This window comes from Streptomyces sp. NPDC093600, assembly GCF_044764755.1.
Taxonomy (GTDB): Bacteria; Actinomycetota; Actinomycetes; order Streptomycetales; family Streptomycetaceae; genus Streptomyces.
Genome location: NZ_JBIWIU010000001.1, coordinates 1 through 18,272, shown reverse-complemented (window position 1 = coordinate 18,272; position 18,272 = coordinate 1). Strand labels below are relative to the sequence as shown.

Genomic DNA, 18,272 nt, shown 5'->3' with positions numbered 1-18,272 from the left:
CGACCCGTCACGCGCAGTACGGTGGATCCGTGCATGAGCAGGCCCCGCATCACACGACCACGACGGAGCGCGGCTCCTTCGCGATAGCCACCTGCAGCTGTGGCTGGACCGGCCCGGCACGCAGATCCCGGGACCGGGCCCGCACGGACGCGCGGACCCACACGGCGACGCCCGCGCCGCAGGGGGCGCTGGGGGTGCTGGGCGGGGAGTCCTGAGGCAGTCCTGAGGCGGGGAGCGCTCGGGCCGAGCCCCGCCGACCGGCCTCAGGCGGCCAGGTCGCTCTCGCCGGAGCCCAGCCGCGGCTCCGGAAGGTCGAGGGCCTCGGGCCGGGGGCTGCGCTCGGCGGCGCGCCGGGAGCGCACGAGCCGGGCACCGCGCTTCGAGCGGGCCACGGCGGAGACCACCGGGGTCAGCAGGGCGAGCGCGAGCGGCGCGAGGAGCAGGGCCACCGCCGTACCCAGCGCGAAGCCGCCGATGACGTCGGTGGGGTAGTGCACGCCCATGTAGACCCGGCAGAAGCCTTCGGCGAAGGCGAGGCCGATCGCGGCCAGGCCGAGCTTGCGGTGGGCGACGAACAGCCCGACGCCGATGGCCATCGCCATGGTGGCGTGGTCGCTGACGAAGGAGAAGTCGGTCTTCCCGTCGACGAGGACCTCGAGCCCCTGATGGTCCTTGAACGGCCGTGGGCGCTCGACGAATCCGCGGATGGGGATGTTGACGAGGAGGGCGACACCGGCCGCGAGCGGGGCCCAGACGAGCCCGGCGAGGCCGGAGACCGAGTCGGCGAGGTTCCCCCGCCGGCGGACGCTCGCCCAGCACCAGAGCGCGACGAGGACGAGGCCGAGCATGATCCCGTACTCGCCGACGAACCCCATGACCCGGTCGAACCACGGAGGCGCGTCCTTCGCCAGCCCGTTGATGTCGTAGAGCAGGCCGACATCGGGGTTCGAACCGTCCGATGCGAGTCCAGCCATCTGCCGCGGCCCCTTGCCTTGTCATGTGAGTCGACCGTGAGCGGTCGAAATCAGGGAACGAACCGCCTGAGGCGAGCGTTCCGCTCTTCCCCGAGAATCACCCTGACGTTACCGAAGAGTGACACGTCGTCGCAGCTCAGGGCCATTGCTTAACGGAGAGTTCCAGCCATGTGGCCGGTGCCGCACCGACTCCCCGTCAGGCTTCCGGCGGCCCGCTGGGCAGCGCCGCCGCACCGTCCCGGGTGACTCGGGTCGCACCGAAGTAGTCCGGTGTGTCGATCTTCGTGAACCGGATCACGGCCCCGGTGCGTGGGGCGTCGATCATATAGCCGCCGCCGACATAGATGCCGACGTGCCTGATGGCACGGGAGTTGGTGAGGTCATCGGAGAAGAAGACGAGATCACCGGGGAGCAGTTCGTCACGGGACGGATGGGGCCCGGCGTTGTACTGGTCGTTGGCGACGCGCGGCAGCTCGATCCCGACGCTCCGGTACGCGGCCTGGGTCAGCCCGGAGCAGTCGAATCGGCCATTCTGCGCCGCCGTCCCCGTACCGCCCCAGAGATAAGGCGTACCGAGCTTCTGCTGCGCGTAGTAGATGGCACCGGCGGCCTGCCGGGAGGGATCGACCCGGCCGACGGGCCGGGCGAAGCTCTTCTCCAGGGAACGGATGATCCGCACGTAGTTCTGCGTCTCGCTGATCCGCGGGACGCCGCCGGACTTTATGACGCGGTACGCCCCGGCGTTGTACGCGGCGAGCATGTTGTTCGTCGGGTCGCCGGGCACGTCCTTCACATAACCGGCGAGCTCGCAGTCGTACGAGGCGGCGGACGGGATCGCGTCCGCGGGGTCCCAGACGTCCCGGTCCCCGTCGTTGTCCCCGTCGATGCCGTGCCCGGCCCAGGTGCCGGGGATGAACTGGGCGATGCCCATGGCGTTGGCGGGCGAGACGACCCTCGGGTTCCAGCCGCTCTCCTGGTACAACTGCGCGGCCAGCAGAGCCGGGTTGATGGCGGGGCAGAGGTTCCCCCACCGCTGCACCAGCCCCTGGTACGCGGCCGGCACGGCCCCCTTGGCAAGCCCGACGGTCCCGTTCCGGGCGTCCCCGGCGCCCCCGAACAGCCCGGCGGCGGCGGAGTAGGTCCCCACGACCAGCAGCGCGACAAAGCTGAGGCACGCCCCGACGACCCCACCGGCCACCCACCAAGCCCTGCCCACCGCGCGCACCTTACGCACCGTCAACCACCCCTAGGCCCTCGGTAGTCCACCACCCGGCAGTGTAGGACGCCGGGCCGACGGCCCGGCGCCACCACCCCAAGAGTGGAACAACGACAATCATTGCCCGGAGTCACCCACCGTGATACACAGAGTGACCATACGCTTCTTCGCATAGAAACCGGCCATACCGCCGCAGGTCAAGACGGTCGGATCGGTCAAGTGTGCGGGGATCGGGTAAAGAGAGCCGTCAAGCCGTCACACGCGAGCGGTTTCATCAGCGAAGATAGGACGATGACCCATGCCATCCGGCAGGGGCGATGAACTACCCAACAGGGGCGGTGAGTTACATGTACCTGGCGGCCGAAGAGGGCGACATCACCACCATCATCGGTGGAATCGCCCCGAACTGGGGGCCTTTCGGGAGCCTGGGCAATGAGGCCAAGGTGATGATCGAGGTCGTGATGGCCGTGGCCATCCTGCTCTGCCTCGGCATCGCCATCTGGGGAGCGGCCAAGCAGCGCATCGGCGCGACCGCCCTCCGGGACACGTTCAGCGCCGAGCAGGGCAAGGGTCTGATCGTGGCCGGCCTCACCGGCGTCTTCATCATCGGCTCGCTGGGGACGCTGTTCACCATCGTGTACGGGATGGCTGTCTAACCACCGAGGTCAGATCCCTGATGTCCAGTCACCACACCGCGCCCGCGCGGAGACCAGAACGGCTTCTGTCGTACCCGCGAACGGTTGAGGGGGCGTACCCGTCATGAGCCTCGGCGACGAGAACGACGGCTTCGGCGGAGTGGGCGGCTCGGGCCAGACCCGTACGCGCCTGCCCGAGGGTGGCAGCGGTGACGTCTACGGCTCCGTCAGGCGCCCACCGACACGCAGCTCGCGCTCGCTGATCACGGTGGTGGGTGTGGTGGTCCTGCTGATCGCCGCGATCGCCTTCGCGAACCGCGGCGGCGGCGAGGCCACGGACACGACGGGCTCGACCACGGACAAGACCCCCTCAGGCGCGGGCGCCCCGACCTCGGCGACGGGCGTCCGCCCGGTGACGGGCAAGAACGGCCAGATCCCGACGGGCTTCGCCCACGACGAACAGGGCGCGCAGAGCGCGGCGGCCAATTACTCAGTGACGCTGGTCTCGGCCGACATCCTGAAGCCGGACCAGCGCGGCCAGATCGTCCGGCAGCTGTTCGTTCCGGACAAGGTCGGTGAGCTGGAGGCGAGTTTCGACAAGGCGTACAGCCGCGAGTTCCTCGACAAGCTGGGCCTGGATGAACACGGGAACGCCGCCGCCGGTCTCACGTACGTGTCGCGTACGGCGCCGGTCGGCACCAAGGTCACCGCGTACACGGGCAACGCCGCGACCGTCGAGGTCTGGTGCACAGGTGCGTTCGGAACTGCCGGAGTCGGCTCCACCAACCCGGTGGCGAGCGACTGGTTCACCTTGACCCTCGCGCTCCGCTGGGCCGGCGATGACTGGAAGGTCGAAAGCTTCTCGCAGAAGGAGGGCCCGGCTCCGGTGACCACCGACCGCACGGCCTCCGACGCCGACGCGATCGCCAAGGCCGTCGAGGAGTACGGAGGCTTCACCTATGCCCGGTAGCTCCCGCCCCGCCCTTCGCCTGGCCGCCACACTGGCGGTCGTGCAGACCGGTGCCGTCCTGCTGGCCTCGCGCGCCTACGCGGCCCCGACCCCCACGCCGACCCCTTCCCCCTCGCCGCCTTCCAACAGCGAGTGCGAGCTCATCGTCGGGCCCGCAAGGGAACACTGCGACAACGGCGACCCCGGCGGAGCCCCCCGTCTCAACGACCCCACCTCCGCCCTCGACCCCCTCTCCTCCCTCGCCCGCGGCTGCGCCGACGCCGCCGTCTCCATCGTCGACGCGCTCTCCAAGGCCGTGAAGGAGACCGCCGACGTCGACTTCACCAACCCCGACTTCCTCGCCCGCTACGCCATCGTCTTCGCCGCCGCCACCGTCCTCACCCTCATCCTCTGGCTGCTCGCCGTCGCCAAGCGCGCCATCCGCGGCGTTCCCCTCACCACCGCGATCTCCGAGGCCATCGGGTTCCTCTGGCTGACCGTCCTCGCCTCCGCGTTCACGCCGCTCATCCTCTACACCGTCGTCTCCGCGACCGACGCCGTCACCGAGGTCATCGCCTCCGGGACCGGGCAGCAGACCGACGTCTTCTTCGGGAGCTTCAAGGAAGCCCTCCAGAAGGGTGACAGCATCGGTGGCGGGCCCATCATGCTGATCATCGTCTCGCTCGTGACCGTGCTCGCCGCCGGCGTGCTCTACCTCGAACTGTTCCTGCGCGCCGTACTGCTCTACGTCGGCGCCCTCCTCGGCGTCGTCGTCTACTCCGGGCTCGTCGACAAGAACATGTGGGGCCACGTCCGCCGCTGGGCCGGGATCATGATCGCGGTCATCCTCGTCAAGCCCGTCATCGTCATCGTGCTCGGTCTCGCCGGCGCGCTCTCCTCCGGCACCGGGCCCGACGCGTTCTCCGCCGTCGTCTCCGGGCTCGCGATCATCCTGCTCGCCATCTTCGCCTCCGCGATGATCTACCGCTTCGTCCCCGGCTTCGGCGACGAGATCGTCGCATCCCGCGACAACCGGCTCCACCGCTCCGGCGAGAACGCGGCCGCCGCCGTGATCTCCTCCCCCGCCTCCCTCGTCTCCCAGGGCATCAAGACCCACAGCGCCCGCGGCGACGGCGGAGGCGGCCAGTCCAACGCCGCCGGCGGTGCCGCCCGTCCCGCCAACCCCCTCGCCGGCGGCGTCGCCGCCCACAGCAGCCGCGGAGGCGCGGCCGGGGGCGGCGGCGGAACTGTCCCCTCCGCCGCACCCCCGCCGCGTAGCAGCAGCCCCACGACAGGCACACCGCACAGCAACCGAAAGAACTCTGGAGGTGGAGGGCGTTGACGACCCAGTCCCAGCCGGTCACGCCCCGCCGTACGTATCTGATCGGCCGCGCTCGGCCGAACGCGATCGTCGGCAAGAACCGCGAGACGGGCGAGATCGCGCTGATCATCGCCGGCGCGTTCCTCGGCATGATGAGCGGGTTGATCGTCCCCGTCCTGACCCTGCGGATCGTCCTGCTCATGGGCTTCCCGCTGCTCGCGCTCGCCGCGGTGTACGTCCCGTACAAGCACCGCACCTTCTACAAATGGTTCGAGATCAACCGCAGTTACAAGCGCTCCCTCAAGCGCGGCACCGCCTACCGCTCCACCGCCGCCGAAGCCGGCACCCGGCTCGACGGCCGCGAGGTCGAGGTCGGACCGCCGCCCGGCATCGGCCGTATCAGCTGGCTGTCCGCGCCCTTCGGCCCGGACGAGATCGCCGTCCTCCTCCACGCCGACCGGCGTACGGTCACCGCGGCCATCGAGATCGAGGGCCCGGGCGTCGGCCTGCGCGACAGCGAGGACCAGGAGGCCCTGGTCGACCGCTTCGGCACGCTCCTCAAGCACGTCGCCAACGGGGACGGCTTCGTCACCCGCCTCCAGATGCTCGCCCGTACCCTCCCCGCCGACCCCGACGCGCACGCCAAGGACGTCGCCCAGCGCGGCGACCCCCACGCGCCCGCCTGGCTCCAGGAGTCGTACGAGCAGCTCCAGTCGATGGTCTCCACCTCCAGCGAGCAGCACCGCGCCTACCTCGTCGCCTGCATGCACTACACCCGCGAGCTCGCCGCCGAGGCCAACGCCATGGCCCGCGCCGCCCGCCACGCCTCCGGCGCCCGCAAGCTCGACCGCGACGCCGGACTCGCCGTCGTCATGGCCCGCGAACTCACCGACATCTGCGCCCGCCTCGCGGAAGCCGACATCAGGGTCCGCCAGCCCCTCGGACAGTCCCGGCTCTCCTCCCTCGTGCACTCCATGTACGACCCGGACCACCCGATCGACCACATCCAGGCCATGACGAAGCGCAACGCCTGGCCCGCCGAGCTCGACGCCATGGAGCCCACCTACCTCCAGGCCAAGACCCGCGAGTCCTCCACCCGCGCCCCGTGGTGCCACGCCACCGCCTGGGTGAAGGAGTGGCCGATGACCCCCGTCGGCGTCAACTTCCTCGCCCCGCTCCTCGTCCACACCCCCGACGTCATCCGCACGGTCGCCGTCACCATGGACCTCGAACCCACCGAGGTCGCCATCGAGCGCATGCTCACCGAGAAGACCAACGACGAGGCCGAGGCCTCCCGCCAGGCCAAGATGAACCGCACCGTCGACCCGCGCGACATCGCCGCCCACGGCCGGCTCGACCAGCGGGGTGAAGATCTCGCCAGCGGCGCGGCGGGCGTCAACCTGGTCGGGTACATCACTGTGTCGTCGCGTTCGCCCGAGGCCCTGGCCAGGGACAAGCGCACGATCAGGGCCTCCGCCGGCAAGTCGTATCTGAAGCTGGAGTGGTGCGACCGCGAGCACCACCGGGCCTTTGTGAACACCTTGCCGTTCGCGACCGGCATCCGCCGCTAGCCGCTAAGGGGCCCGTGCCAATGCGAGATCCGCTCTCCGCCGTCACCGAGGCGTTCACCTCCTTCCTCTTCGGGAAGGTGGAGACGACACGGCTGCCCGTCCGCACCTCGACCGGGCAGGCCCAGGCCGTCTACCTGCCCACGGCCGCCCCCGGCCTCGGCGACTCCGGCGTGATCATCGGCCGCGAGGTGTACAGCGGCAAGGGGTACATCTACGACCCGTTCCAGCTGTACGGCCAGCAGCTCCCGGCCCCCCACTGGCTCGTCCTGGGCGAGTCCGGCAATGGAAAGTCCGCGCTGGAGAAGACGTACGTCCTGCGCCAACTCCGTTTCCGCGACCGCCAGGTCGTCGTCCTCGACGCCCAGGGCGAGGACGGTGTCGGCGAGTGGAACCTCATCGCCCAGGAGCTGGGGATAACCCCCATCCGCCTGGACCCGATGGTCGCCGTCGACTCCGGCATCCGGCTCAACCCGCTCGACCCGTCGATCACCACGACCGGGCAGCTCGCCCTGCTCCGTACGATCATCGAGGTCGCGATGGGCCATGGCCTGGACGAGCGCGCGGGCTTCGCGCTCAAGGTCGCCCACGCCTACGTCAACGAGCACATCACCGACCGCCAGCCGATCCTCACCGACATCGTGGAGCAGCTGCGCCACCCGAAGGCCGAGTCGGCCGAGGCGATGAACGTCGACATAGACGATGTACGGGCCTGGGGTCTGGACGTCGCGCTCGTCCTGGACCGGCTGGTCGACGGTGACCTGCGCGGCATGTTCGACGGCCCGACGACCGTCGGCATCGACCTCGACGCCCCGCTGATCGTCTTCGACCTGTCCCACATCGACCGCAACTCCATCGCCATGCCGATCCTGATGGCGATCGTCGGCGTCTGGCTGGAGCACACCTGGATCCGCCCCGACCGGAAGAAGCGCATCTTCCTGGTCGAGGAGGCCTGGCACATCATCAACAGCCCGTTCGTGGCCCAGCTGTTCCAGCGACTGCTGAAGTTCGGCCGCCGCCTCGGCCTGTCCTTCGTGGCGGTGGTCCACCACCTCTCCGACGTCGTCGACGGAGCGGCGGCCCGGGAGGCCGCAGCCATCCTCAAGATGGCCTCGACCAGGACCATTTATGCCCAGAAAGCCGACGAGGCCCGCGCCACGGGACGGGTCCTCGGCCTGCCGCGGTGGGCGGTCGAAATCATCCCGACGCTCACCCCGGGCATCGCGGTCTGGGACGTCAACGGCAATGTGCAGGTGGTCAAACACCTCATCACCGAGAAGGAACGCCCGCTCGTCTACACCGACCGCGCGATGACCGAGTCCTCCGTCGACCCGTCCGCCGACCCGTCCGTCGACGCCGAACTGGAATGGGAGACGGAACAGCGCGCCGCCCTCATCGAGCAGCACCTGAACGACACGGTGGCCTGAGATGTCCCGGGAACGACAGCAAGGAGGTATCCCGGACGGCCTGGTGGTCGGCCTCGTCGGCTTCGTCCTCGGGCTGAGCGTGCTGGTCTGGACGGCGACCGGCCTGGCCGCCCTCCTCTCGAAGGGCGGCTGGCCGTCCGGGGTCACCTTCACCAGGACCCCGATGGCCGTACGCGCCCTGATCGGCAACCCGCAGGACCTGGCGGGCGCCTGGCCCGACACCCCGGCGGGCGAGCTGTCGGGTTACGGGCTGTTCTGGGGGCTGCTCATCGGCGAGCTGATGGTGCTGATCGTCTTCGGGGTGTTCGTGGTGGGCACGCTGGCCCGATGGAGAGCGGTACGGGCGGGCAGACGGGTCGCCTACGGTACGGCGGCGGCAGCCGCTGACGCTGTGGTCACGGAGCGGACGCCCGCGCCCGCCACGCAACCATCGCCGGCGCAGGCGGCACCGACCCCGACCGGACAACCAGCCCCGCCAACCCCCGTCGCGGCAGAGGCCCCCGCCCCCGCCTTCCAGGCCGTCGTCCCGGCGCCCCGCGCCGCCCCCCGCCTCCTCTACGGCTCCCCCGCCGACCGCCGGCCGTCCGCCCTCCAGGCCGTCCAGGACGCCGAGGGCCCCGCGCTCGTTGTCACCTCCGACCCCACCGTCTGGGCCGACACCAAGGACGCCCGCGGCAAACTCGGCCCCGTCCTCGTCTACGACCCCGGGCACCTCTGCGACACCCCGGCCCGCCTGCACTGGTCCCCGACCGACCGGTGCGAGGACCCCGCCACGGCCCAGGAACGGGCGATCGCGCTCCTCGCCCCCGTACGCCCGCCGTCCCGCCTGGACACCGCCGTCGCCGACACCGCCGAGACGCTCCTCCGGTGCTGGCTGCACGCCGCGGCCGTGGACGACCGTCCGTTCAAGCAGGTCCACCGCTGGGCGCAGGGCACGGGCGCCCACGAACCCGTACGGATCCTCCGTACCCACCCCAAGGCGGCCGGCGGGCAGGCCGGGCTCCTGGAGTCGGCGCTGACGGCGTATCCGGAACGGCGGGAGATGGCGCAGGAGTTGACCGCACGGGCGCTGTCGTCGCTGTTCTCGGTCCACATCCGCGAGGCGTGCACACCGAATCGAACAGATTCGTTGACACTGGCATCTTTCATCGCCGAAGCGGGCACTCTTTATGTCGTGGGCGAACCGGTCGAGGACCCCCGCACCCACCCCGGCGCGATGCCTCTGCTGACCGCCCTGACCGCAAGCGTGGTCGAGCACGGCCGCCGCATGGCCGCACGGTCATCCGACGGTCGGCTCGACCCACCACTCACCGTCGTCCTCGACGACGTCGCCGCCGTCGCCCCGCTCCCCCGCCTCCCCGAACTCCTGGCCCGGGGCCGCGACGAGGGCCTGCCGACCCTGGCTCTCCTCCGCTCCCGCGAACAGGCCCGCGCCCGCTGGCCGGAGCCGCTGCCCCAGGACTGAGGCAGACGGCGGCCGCCATCGGCGCGAGCTAAACCCGTACTTCGCGGGTCGTTGATTCGTATGGTGTGACCGGTCCGGGGTGTCCTGGGCCGGTTGTGTGGCGTTGGGTGGGGTGTGTCGATGGCTTCCCGGTCCCCGCGGCCACGGTCTGTGCGTCAGCGCCTTGAAGTGGCGGTGACGTGCGTGGTGGAGAAGCGTCTGGGCGCTCTGCCTGTCGCTGCCGAGTTTCTGCGCCGACTGGATGTCGCCGGGATCGTCGACGAGGTGTGTCCTGGTGGCGCGAGTGCGCTGGTAACGCACGGGCAGGTGATCGAGGCGTTGGTGGCCAACCGGCTGACGTCGCCCGCGCCGCTGGTGCGGGTGGAGGACTGGGCCAGGTGCTGGGCGGTGGAGGAGGTCTTCGGGATCGAGCCCGGTCTGCTCAACGATGACCGTCTGGCCCGGGCACTGGATGCGATCGCTCCGCAGCTGGAGCACATCGCGGGCACGGTCGGGGCACGGGCGATCGGTGAGTTCGGGATCGATGTGGCCCGGATGCACTGGGACACGACCAGCATGTCCGTGCACGGAGCCTTCCCGGCTGAGAGCCAGGACGAGGACTTCCCGGTCATCGGCTACGGGCATCCCAAGGACCGGCGCTTCGATCTGAAGCAGGTCCAGGCCGGGCTCGCGGTGTCGGCCGACGGCGGCATCCCGCTGCATGCCCGGGTCTTCGGGGGCGGGGCGGCCGAGGTCAGCCAGGTCGTCGGCGCGATGAAGGATCTGCGGGCCATGGCCGGTGAACGCGACTTCCTGATGGTCGCCGACTCCAAACTGGTGTCCTACTCCAACGTCCGTGCCCTGCTGGCGGCCGGGGTTGAGTTCATCGCCCCGGCCCCGGCCGCGCAGGTCAAGGACGAGGTCTATGCCGCTCTCGATCCCGCGCGGGCCACCGTCGTGGACTGGACACCCGACCGGGAGGCGGGCAAGCCCGCCGGGCAGCGTGAGACCTACCGGGTGCTGGAGGACACTCACACCCTGACCGGGCCCCGCAAGAGCGATCCTCCGCTCACCGTGCGCCGGATCCTGGTCCACTCCACCGCGAACGCCGCCGGCCAGCAAGCAGCCCGGGACAAACGCCTGGCCAAGGCCGCCGAGGACTTGAACAAGCTCACCGCCGCGGCCGGCGGACGCTACTACAGGACCCGGGAGAAGATCGTCGCCCGGATCGGTGTCATCGCCGCCAAGCGCCGTGTCACCTCCTGCCTGCGGTGGACCGTCACCGACAACGACGACGGCACCCCGGTCCTGGCCTGGCACTTCGACACTGGGGTGCTGAACGCCGAAGCCGTGGTCGACGGCTGGTACGCGCTGCTGACGTCCGTCCCCGCCGGCCAGGCAGACGCTGGGCAGGCCCTGATCCACTACAAGGGCCAGGGCGCGTTCGAGCGCAGATACCACGACTTCAAGGGCCCGCTCGCGGTCGCGCCGGTCTTCGTGCAGCACAACCGGCGCGTTGCCGCCCTGATTCAGGTCATCTGCCTGGCCCTGCTGGTCTTCTGCCTGATCGAGCGCCAGGTCAGACGGGCACTCGGCCCCGAGCAGACCATGAGCGGCCTCTACCCCGACAACCGCCGCGCCCGCCCCACCGGCCGCATGATCTTCTACCACCTCGGCGAACTCACCCTGAGGATCGGCAACGTCACCGACCCGCCCACCGTCCAGATCACCCGCGGCGTCCAACTCCACCTCCTCGACCTACTCGATACCGACATCGGACAAACCCGCTGGCCACAGACCTGTGGCTAAGCGTCTCCGGGCCCAATCCGCCCGTGTGATGGGATGTCCACCAACGCTCGCAGAGGGCGGGGATACGTCGCAGCAACGAACGAGGGAAGGGGAGAGGGGGCCATGACGAGCGGGCACCAGACTCACGGGGCAGCCTCCGGTCTGCGGCCGTTGCAGACGCGCGCCCTGACCCGCGAGGCCGGGCGGGCACGGCAGCTCCTGGCCGCCGGGGAATGGCGCCCTGCCGCGGCGGACTCCGAAGCAGCAGCACGCGTCCTGGCCCGCCTCACGGCCCCGCTCCCAACCCGGCGGGCAGCGACCACACAGACGCTGGCCACGGACCGGGACCGGCGCCTCCAACGCATCCTGCGGACCACTCTCCACCACCTCGACGCAGGCGCAGTCAGCCCACCCGCAGCCGCCCTCCTGGCCGCCGTCGCCCGCGCCTTCCTGCCTTGGCACACCACCCCGAACCCACCGCCCGCAGCGGCGGCCCCGAGATACGGGACCCCGGTGGACACCGCGGACAGCCCGGCCGTGCCACCGACAGAGGCGGGCGAGGCCCTGCTTCCCGATCTGATCGCACTGTTCGCCGTGCTGGCCTCGGCGAGCCCACCCGGGACCACCCCGCTCACGCCCCCGGTCGAGCCCTGGCAGGTCCGGCACTCGGGCCGCTTCCGTCGTTACGGCAGACCCGCTTTCGGGGTGTGGACGGCCGAGACCATCGGCTGCCCGGCATGCGGGGGTAAGGCCGGCCCGTGGACGGTGACCTGCGACTGGCGCCTGATTACGCTGGGCTGCCCGTGCGGGGCGGTGACTCACAAGCACGGCCTTGCCTTCTCCGAAGTCTGGCTCCTCTTGCCGGACCTGTGACCGAGTGCCGTGACTGACCGCCCGCTCATTGGTGCCCAGTTAGCCAAAATCAAAGCTCACTGGATAACTGAAGCGCCCAGCGAGACCTGAAACGGCGACCCGCGAAGTCCGCGGCTAGACGCCCGCCGGCCGCCGGAGCTCGTACTCCAGCTCGCTCGCCGTCTCGCTCCCCGGCACCGCCACCCGCTCCCCCGTCGCCACGAACCCGAACCGCCGGTAGAACGCGGCGGCCCGCGCGTTGTCCTCGTGGACATAGAGCCGTACCCGCCGGATGAGCGGCTCCGGCAGCGACCACGACCACTCCACGCCCGCCCGGAACAACTCCTCCGTCAGCCCGGTCCCGCGCGCCTCCGGCCGTACGTACACCGCCACGATGTGCGTCTGGTCGACCGTCGCCGCCTCCCCGAAACGCACCTCGTCCGACGGCCGCTCCACCAGCACCGAGATCGTCCCCGCCCAACTGCCGTCCGGGGCCTCCGCCACGAACTGGCGGGCGCCGCCCGACCCGCCCTCGGCAGCGCCCTCCGTCCGCTCCCGCCAGAAGGAGTCCGGGCGCTCGACGGCGTTCTCGTACGTGTCCAGGAAGGCGATGCCCGCGACCGGGTCCCGCAGCGCGGCCAGCCGGATCTCGCGGGCCTTCGCCCACTCATCGGCGCGGATGGCTCGTATCAGATGGTCCATGGCCTGATGGTCTCCACCACAGCACCGCTCCGACAAGCGACTTTCGTCGCCGTCCCTTCGCCGTCCCCTTCGCCGTCGCCCCCGCGTCGTACCCCGGTACCACTCCCCGCCCCTCTCCCCGCCCACGGTCGGACGATCCCCCGCCCCCCGCTCCGTAGCGTCGTCGGCATGATCCGAGCAGAAGAACTCACCAAGCGGTACGGGGACAGGACCGTCGTCCAGGACCTCACCTTCACCGTCCGCCCCGGCGCCGTCACCGGCTTCCTCGGCCCCAACGGCGCCGGCAAGTCCACCACCCTGCGGATGCTCCTCGGCCTGGACGCCCCCACCCGCGGCCGCTCCACGATCGGCGGACGGGCGTACGCCACCCACCCCGCGCCCCTCACCCAGGTCGGCGCGCTCCTGGAGGCCCGCTCACTGCACCCCGGCCGCACCGCCTTCCACCACCTCATGGCGCTCGCCCACACCCACGGCATCCCGCGCTCGCGCGTCGAACACGTCCTGGGCCTCACCGGCCTGTCCGACGTGGCCCACAGGCGCGTGAAGGGCTTCTCGCTCGGCATGGGCCAGCGGCTCGGCATCGCGGCCGCGCTCCTCGGCGACCCGGCCACCGTCGTCCTCGACGAACCGGTCAACGGCCTCGACCCCGAAGGCGTCCTCTGGGTCCGCACCCTCCTCACGTCGCTCGCCGCCGAAGGCCGTACGGTCCTCGTCTCCTCCCACCTGATGAGCGAGATGGCCCTGACCGCCGACCACCTCATCGTCATCGGCAAAGGCCGGCTCCTCGCCGACACGACGGTCGCCGCGCTCGTACGGGAGTCGGGGGGCGCCTCCGTCAAGGTCGTCACCCCCGACGCGGACCGCCTCCGCACCCTCCTCCCGGAGGCCCGGATCGTCACCGAGGCCGCCGACACCCTCCTCGTCACCGGCATGGAGGCCGCGGACATCGGCCGCGCGGCCGCCGCCCACGGCGTACCGCTCTTCGAACTCACCCCACAGACCGCTTCGTTGGAGCAGGCGTTCATGGACCTCACCCACGACTCGGTCGAATACCAAGGAGCCGCCGCATGAGCGCCCCCATGATCACCCCCGCCCGCGTGCTGCGCTCCGAATGGCACAAGCTGTGGACGGTCCGCTCCACCTGGATCACCGTTCTCGCCTCGGTCGCGTTCCTCCTCGGCGTCGGCATCCTCATGGGCGCCACCTACACCAGCGACGGCGGCGACTCCGACGTCGACACCGTCGTCCTCACCCTCTACGGCTCCCAGCTCGGCGGGATCTGCCTCGCCGTCCTCGGCATCCTGGTCACGGCCGGCGAGTACTCCACCGGCCTCGTCAGAGCCACCCTGACAGCCGTTCCCCGCCGCACCCCCGTGCTGTGGGCGAAGGCGGCGGTCTTCACGGCGGTCGTCCTCACGGTCTCCTTCACGACCGCCCTCGTCACCTTCCTCACCGCGCAGCTCTTCCTCTCCGACACCGACCAGGCCGCCTCCCTCACCGACGACGGCGTCCTCGCCGCCATCGCGGGCAACGCCGCCGGCGTCACCCTGCTCAGCCTCGTCGCCCTCGGTCTCGGCGCCGCGCTGCGCTCGGTGCCGGGCGGCATCGGCGCCTTCATCGGCGGCGTGATGGTGCTGCCGGAAGTCCTCGGGATGCTGCCGTACGAGGCCGTGGACACGGCCGTCCGGTACTTCCCCACCCAGGCCGCCGGGGCCCTCGGCTCCGCCGACCCGATGCCCGGTGCGGCCTCCCCCGGCGCCGCGCTGCTCGCCCTGCTCCTGTGGGCCGCCGCGGCCCTGGCCGTACCGGCCCTGTCGCTGAAGCGCCGTGACGTATGACGATGAACGGATGATCACGCAGACGACGAGTGACGGGGCCGTCCCGGCGGCGAAGGACCGGGCGCGGGAGCCGGACTGGTCCGCGGGCGCCCCGCCGCTCAGCCGGTACGTCCAACGCCAGGCCCAGCGCGTACGGGCCTTCGACGCCCGCCGCCCTTGGGTCTGGGACGTGCTGCTGACCGCGTTCTGGGTGACCGCCGCGCTCGTGGACGCGAGGGGCGGCTGGCGGAACATCGCCCGCGACCCGTCCGTACCGGTCTGGCTGGTGCTCGCCATGAGCCTGGCTTTCTCGGTTCCGCTCCTGTGGCGCCGCCGCCACCCGATGGGCGTCTTCACCGCGATGGCGGCCGCGAGCCTCGTCAGCAACGGGACCGGGGCCTTTCTGCAGGCCGGTCTTCTCCAGCTGCTCGTCGTCTTCCACGTCTCGCTGCGGCTGCCGCCCCGCTTCCTCGCCTGGAGCCTCGCGCTGATCGTCCCGCCCCTGGTGACCGGCGCGGTCCTCTTCCCGAAGGGCAGTTGGGACCAGCAGGTCGTGCCGACGCTGTGGGCGTACGCAATGGCCGCCCTGGCCGGCATCGCGGTCCGCTCCCGCAAGGACTACACGGCCGCTCTCGTCGACCGGGCCCGCCGCCTCGAAGTCGAACGGGACCAGCAGGCGCGGCTCGCCGCGGCGGCCGAACGCACCAGGATCGCCCGGGAGATGCACGACATCATCGGCCACAACCTGTCGGTCATCACCGGTCTCGCGGACGGCGGAAGGTACGCGGCGGCCAAGAGCCCCGAGCGCGCCGCCCAGGCCCTCGACGCCATCGGCACGACCAGCCGCCAGGCTCTCACCGAACTCCGCCGGCTCCTCGGCGTCCTGCGCGACGACTCGGCACAGGCCGCGCGCGACCCGCAGCCGTCCCTGGGTGACCTGGACACCCTGCTCGCGGGCGTACGGGCGGCGGGCCTGCCAGTACGCGTGCGGACCCTCCACACCCGTGCCGAACCCGATGCCGGGCCGCTGGCGGCGGGCGCCCAACTGACGGTCTACCGGGTCGTCCAGGAGGCCCTGACGAACACCCTGAAGCACGCGGGGCCGGAGGCGGAGTCCTCGCTCCTCCTCGCCTATGAGGAAGGCGCGTTGACCGTCGAGGTGACCGACTCGGGGACGGGCGGCGCGGCCCCGGAGGGCACGGCCACGGGCACGAGTACGAGTACGAGTACGGCCACGGGCACGGGCCGGGGAATCGCCGGCATGCGCGAGCGCGCGGCCCTGTACGACGGCACACTCGAGGCGGGCCCGCTGCCGACCGGCGGCTGGCGCGTACGGCTGCGACTCCCCCTGGAGGGTTCCTCCTCGTGACGACCGTGCTCATCGCGGACGACCAGGCGATGCAACGCTTCGGCTTCCGCATGCTCCTGGAGAGCCAGGACGACATGACCGTCGTCGGCGAGGCGTCGAACGGCACCGAGGCGGTCCGCCTGGTGGACCGTCACCGTCCGGACGTGGTCCTGATGGACATCAGGATGCCCGGCCTCGACGGCATCGAGGCGACCCGCCGCATCATCGCGACCGGCGCCCGCACCCGCGTCCTGATCGTCACGACCTTCGACCTCGATGAGTACGCGTACGACGGGCTGCGCGCCGGCGCCAGCGGCTTCCTGGTCAAGGACGCCCAGCCGGAGGAGCTCCTGGCGGGCGTCCGCGCGGTGGCGAGCGGCGACGCGGTGGTGGCCCCCAGCCTCACCCGCCGCCTTCTGGACGCCTACGTCCACCACCTCCCCGCCGCGCCGGGCACCCCCTCGGTCCCCTCGCGACCGGACCCGCGACTGGCCGCCCTGACGGACCGCGAGCGGGAGATCCTCACGGTCATCGCCCAGGGCTGGACGAACACCGAGATCGCCGAGCGCCTCCACCTCGCGGAGTCCACGGTGAAGACCCATGTGAGCCGCGTCCTGGCGAAGACGGGCGCCCGGGACCGCGTCCAGGCCGTGATCCTCGCGTACGACACCGGCCTGGTCTCCCCGTCGCCCTGATCCACCGGTACCGCGACGTTCAGGAACGGGCTTGACCCTCACGTTGCGTGAGGCTGGAGGGTGGAGTCCATGAGCGACTACTACAACGCGTTCGAGATGAGCCCCGTACCCACCCCCGGCCCGGACGCGGTTCCGCCGGAGCCGTTCCGCGGCATCTATGGAATGCCCGCGTTCGTGACGATCCCGACGACCGACATGGCGGCGTCGGTGGATTTCTGGACCCGTGGGCTCGGGTTCATCGAGCTGTTCAGCATCCCCGGCACGCTCGTGCATCTGCGCCGGTGGGCGTTCCAGGACGTCCTCCTCGTCTCTTCGGAGAGCGTTCCGGAGGAGGCACCGTCGATGAGTGTCACGTTCGCGTGCGTGCTCAGCCAGATCGATTCCGTGGTCGACGCCTGTCGTGCGGTGCGCCCGAACTCGGTCGACGGTCCACGGGACACCCCCTGGACCACCCGCGATGTGCACGTGATCACTCCCGAGAACGCACGGATCGTCTTCACCGCGGCCAAGCCCTTCGATCCGGCCAGTCAGGAGGCGCGGGACCTTGCGGCCATCGGCATCACCCCGCCGGGCGTCGGTGAAGGTGACAATGAGGAGCATGCCTGATGCCACTGACATAGAGGGCCTGACCGTCGGTCAGGTGTCGACCGGTCTGGGCGTGACCGTGCGCGCACTGCACCACTGGGACGAGATCGGCCTGGCGCGCCCGTCGCTGCGCACGGCTGCCGGATACCGGCTCTACACCGCTGATGACCTGGTCCGCCTGCAGCGCATCGTCGTCTACCGCGAGCTCGGTCTCGGCCTGGACAGGATCCGTGCCGTCCTGGACGACGCGGCCGCGGACGTCCCCGGCGCGCTGCGCGCACAGCGCACGCAGGTCGCGGAGCGGATCGACCGCCTCAAGGAGCTCAGCGCCGGACTGGACCGGATGATCGACGCCCATGATCGCGGCCTGCTGCTCACCGTCGAGCAGCAGGCCGCGATCTTCGGCCCCCGATGGAACCCGGACTGGCCCACTGAGGCGCGTCAGCGCTACGGAGACACGACGCAGTGGCGGCAGTACGCCGAACGCTCGGCCTCGCGCGGCCCGGAGGAATGGCAGACCGTCACCGACGCCATGACCGAACTCGACCGAGCTCTGGCGGACGCGATGGACGCCGGCGTCACGCCTGGCAGCTCGGAGGCGAACCAGCTCGTCGAGCAACACCGTGCGGTCTTCGCCTCGTACTTTCCCCTCACCCGGCAGATGCAGGTCTGTCTCGCCCGCATGTACGAGGCCGATCCGGGATTCGCCGCCCATTACGACGGCATCCGCGCGGGCCTTGCCCCCTGGTTCCGCCGCATCGTCGACGCGAGCGCACGGGCCCACGGCATCGACCCCGACACCGCGACCTGGCAGTAGAACCGCGGGGCCGTGTCACGTAGACACAGAAATGTCCTGAACGCAGAAAAGCCCCGCACCATAAGGTGCGGGGCTTTCCCACAATGATTGTTCGGCGGCGTCCTACTCTCCCACAGGGTCCCCCCTGCAGTACC

18 protein-coding genes are annotated in these 18,272 nt (G+C 70.9%); 15 read left to right on the top strand and 3 right to left on the bottom strand.

The window, feature by feature from the left end; all coding sequences use genetic code 11:
- The first annotated feature begins 29 nt into the window (after positions 1-29).
- Positions 30-215, top strand: a complete 186-nt coding sequence (locus ACIRB4_RS00090) for a hypothetical protein (protein ID WP_403287497.1) — start codon at positions 30-32, stop codon at positions 213-215.
- Positions 216-263: 48 nt separating this feature from the next.
- Here ACIRB4_RS00090 and ACIRB4_RS00085 read toward each other — a convergent pair whose 3' ends face one another.
- Together ACIRB4_RS00085 and ACIRB4_RS00080 are read right to left on the bottom strand one after the other, a co-directional pair.
- Positions 264-974: a phosphatase PAP2 family protein gene (locus ACIRB4_RS00085; protein ID WP_403287496.1), complete on the bottom strand. Its 711-nt coding sequence runs from the start codon at positions 972-974 to the stop codon at positions 264-266.
- Positions 975-1,170: 196 nt separating this feature from the next.
- A complete protein-coding gene (locus tag ACIRB4_RS00080; RefSeq protein ID WP_403287495.1) occupies positions 1,171-2,190 on the bottom strand; it encodes an NlpC/P60 family protein in 1,020 nt (339 codons plus the stop codon).
- Positions 2,191-2,537: 347 nt separating this feature from the next.
- Between ACIRB4_RS00080 and ACIRB4_RS00075 the strand changes: the two genes are divergently transcribed.
- The 8 genes from ACIRB4_RS00075 to ACIRB4_RS00040 all read left to right on the top strand — a co-directional run bounded on the left by ACIRB4_RS00075 (position 2,538) and on the right by ACIRB4_RS00040 (position 12,195).
- Positions 2,538-2,846, top strand: a complete 309-nt coding sequence (locus ACIRB4_RS00075; RefSeq protein WP_260230621.1) for a hypothetical protein — start codon at positions 2,538-2,540, stop codon at positions 2,844-2,846.
- A 103-nt stretch (positions 2,847-2,949) separates the two neighbouring features.
- Positions 2,950-3,795 carry a hypothetical protein gene (locus ACIRB4_RS00070; protein WP_403287494.1) on the top strand — a complete coding sequence of 282 codons (846 nt, stop codon included), beginning with the start codon at positions 2,950-2,952 and terminating at the stop codon, positions 3,793-3,795.
- Positions 3,785-5,116, top strand: coding sequence for a hypothetical protein (locus ACIRB4_RS00065; RefSeq protein WP_403287493.1), 1,332 nt, complete (start codon positions 3,785-3,787; stop codon positions 5,114-5,116). Before ACIRB4_RS00070 ends, ACIRB4_RS00065 begins: the two co-directional genes overlap by 11 nt.
- Positions 5,113-6,666: an SCO6880 family protein gene (locus tag ACIRB4_RS00060; RefSeq protein WP_403287492.1), complete on the top strand. Its 1,554-nt coding sequence runs from the start codon at positions 5,113-5,115 to the stop codon at positions 6,664-6,666. The genes ACIRB4_RS00065 and ACIRB4_RS00060 overlap by 4 nt, the downstream gene beginning before the upstream one ends.
- 20 nt (positions 6,667-6,686) lie before the next feature.
- Complete coding sequence (locus tag ACIRB4_RS00055) at positions 6,687-8,090, top strand: ATP-binding protein (protein WP_403287491.1); 1,404 nt, start codon at positions 6,687-6,689, stop codon at positions 8,088-8,090.
- A 1-nt stretch (position 8,091) separates the two neighbouring features.
- Positions 8,092-9,555: a type IV secretory system conjugative DNA transfer family protein gene (locus ACIRB4_RS00050; RefSeq protein ID WP_403287490.1), complete on the top strand. Its 1,464-nt coding sequence runs from the start codon at positions 8,092-8,094 to the stop codon at positions 9,553-9,555.
- Between the two features lie 183 nt (positions 9,556-9,738).
- Positions 9,739-11,343: an IS1634 family transposase gene (locus tag ACIRB4_RS00045; protein ID WP_403287489.1), complete on the top strand. Its 1,605-nt coding sequence runs from the start codon at positions 9,739-9,741 to the stop codon at positions 11,341-11,343.
- A 492-nt stretch (positions 11,344-11,835) separates the two neighbouring features.
- Positions 11,836-12,195, top strand: coding sequence for a hypothetical protein (locus ACIRB4_RS00040; RefSeq protein WP_403287487.1), 360 nt, complete (start codon positions 11,836-11,838; stop codon positions 12,193-12,195).
- Between the two features lie 114 nt (positions 12,196-12,309).
- On the opposite strand, the gene ACIRB4_RS00035 is transcribed toward ACIRB4_RS00040, so the two are convergent.
- A complete protein-coding gene (locus tag ACIRB4_RS00035; protein ID WP_403287486.1) occupies positions 12,310-12,876 on the bottom strand; it encodes a GNAT family N-acetyltransferase in 567 nt (188 codons plus the stop codon).
- 168 nt (positions 12,877-13,044) lie between these two features.
- On the opposite strand from ACIRB4_RS00035, the gene ACIRB4_RS00030 reads away from it, so the two are divergent.
- The 6 genes from ACIRB4_RS00030 (at position 13,045) to ACIRB4_RS00005 (ending at position 18,138) form a co-directional block, all read left to right on the top strand.
- Complete coding sequence (locus tag ACIRB4_RS00030; protein WP_403287485.1) at positions 13,045-13,947, top strand: ATP-binding cassette domain-containing protein; 903 nt, start codon at positions 13,045-13,047, stop codon at positions 13,945-13,947.
- Complete coding sequence (locus tag ACIRB4_RS00025) at positions 13,944-14,714, top strand: ABC transporter permease (RefSeq protein WP_403287484.1); 771 nt, start codon at positions 13,944-13,946, stop codon at positions 14,712-14,714. Before ACIRB4_RS00030 ends, ACIRB4_RS00025 begins: the two co-directional genes overlap by 4 nt.
- Before the next feature lie 10 nt (positions 14,715-14,724).
- Entirely contained in the window at positions 14,725-16,062 is a 1,338-nt protein-coding gene (locus ACIRB4_RS00020; RefSeq protein ID WP_403287483.1) for a sensor histidine kinase, read from the top strand.
- Positions 16,059-16,736 (top strand): response regulator, encoded by a 678-nt coding sequence (locus ACIRB4_RS00015; RefSeq protein WP_403287481.1) that lies wholly within the window; start codon positions 16,059-16,061, stop codon positions 16,734-16,736. The genes ACIRB4_RS00020 and ACIRB4_RS00015 overlap by 4 nt, the downstream gene beginning before the upstream one ends.
- Positions 16,737-16,805: 69 nt before the next feature.
- The gene (locus ACIRB4_RS00010; protein ID WP_403287480.1) at positions 16,806-17,342 is read left to right on the top strand and encodes a VOC family protein; all 537 of its coding nucleotides are present in this window, start codon (positions 16,806-16,808) and stop codon (positions 17,340-17,342) included.
- Complete coding sequence (locus ACIRB4_RS00005; protein WP_403287478.1) at positions 17,335-18,138, top strand: MerR family transcriptional regulator; 804 nt, start codon at positions 17,335-17,337, stop codon at positions 18,136-18,138. Before ACIRB4_RS00010 ends, ACIRB4_RS00005 begins: the two co-directional genes overlap by 8 nt.
- The last annotated feature ends 134 nt before the right edge of the window (positions 18,139-18,272 follow it).

Excerpts from the sequence above, each read along its gene's own strand:
- ACIRB4_RS00035 (WP_403287486.1), bottom strand. The coding sequence starts at position 12,876 with ATGGACCATCTGATACGAGCCATCCGCGCCGATGAGTGGGCGAAGGCC.
- ACIRB4_RS00005 (WP_403287478.1), top strand. The coding sequence starts at position 17,335 with ATGCCTGATGCCACTGACATAGAGGGCCTGACCGTCGGTCAGGTGTCG.
- ACIRB4_RS00030 (WP_403287485.1), top strand. The coding sequence starts at position 13,045 with ATGATCCGAGCAGAAGAACTCACCAAGCGGTACGGGGACAGGACCGTC.
- ACIRB4_RS00055 (WP_403287491.1), top strand. The coding sequence starts at position 6,687 with ATGCGAGATCCGCTCTCCGCCGTCACCGAGGCGTTCACCTCCTTCCTC.
- ACIRB4_RS00010 (WP_403287480.1), top strand. The coding sequence starts at position 16,806 with ATGAGCGACTACTACAACGCGTTCGAGATGAGCCCCGTACCCACCCCC.
- ACIRB4_RS00085 (WP_403287496.1), bottom strand. The coding sequence starts at position 974 with ATGGCTGGACTCGCATCGGACGGTTCGAACCCCGATGTCGGCCTGCTC.
- ACIRB4_RS00025 (WP_403287484.1), top strand. The coding sequence starts at position 13,944 with ATGAGCGCCCCCATGATCACCCCCGCCCGCGTGCTGCGCTCCGAATGG.
- ACIRB4_RS00070 (WP_403287494.1), top strand. The coding sequence starts at position 2,950 with ATGAGCCTCGGCGACGAGAACGACGGCTTCGGCGGAGTGGGCGGCTCG.
- ACIRB4_RS00065 (WP_403287493.1), top strand. The coding sequence starts at position 3,785 with ATGCCCGGTAGCTCCCGCCCCGCCCTTCGCCTGGCCGCCACACTGGCG.
- ACIRB4_RS00020 (WP_403287483.1), top strand. The coding sequence starts at position 14,725 with ATGATCACGCAGACGACGAGTGACGGGGCCGTCCCGGCGGCGAAGGAC.
- ACIRB4_RS00075 (WP_260230621.1), top strand. The coding sequence starts at position 2,538 with ATGTACCTGGCGGCCGAAGAGGGCGACATCACCACCATCATCGGTGGA.
- ACIRB4_RS00050 (WP_403287490.1), top strand. The coding sequence starts at position 8,092 with ATGTCCCGGGAACGACAGCAAGGAGGTATCCCGGACGGCCTGGTGGTC.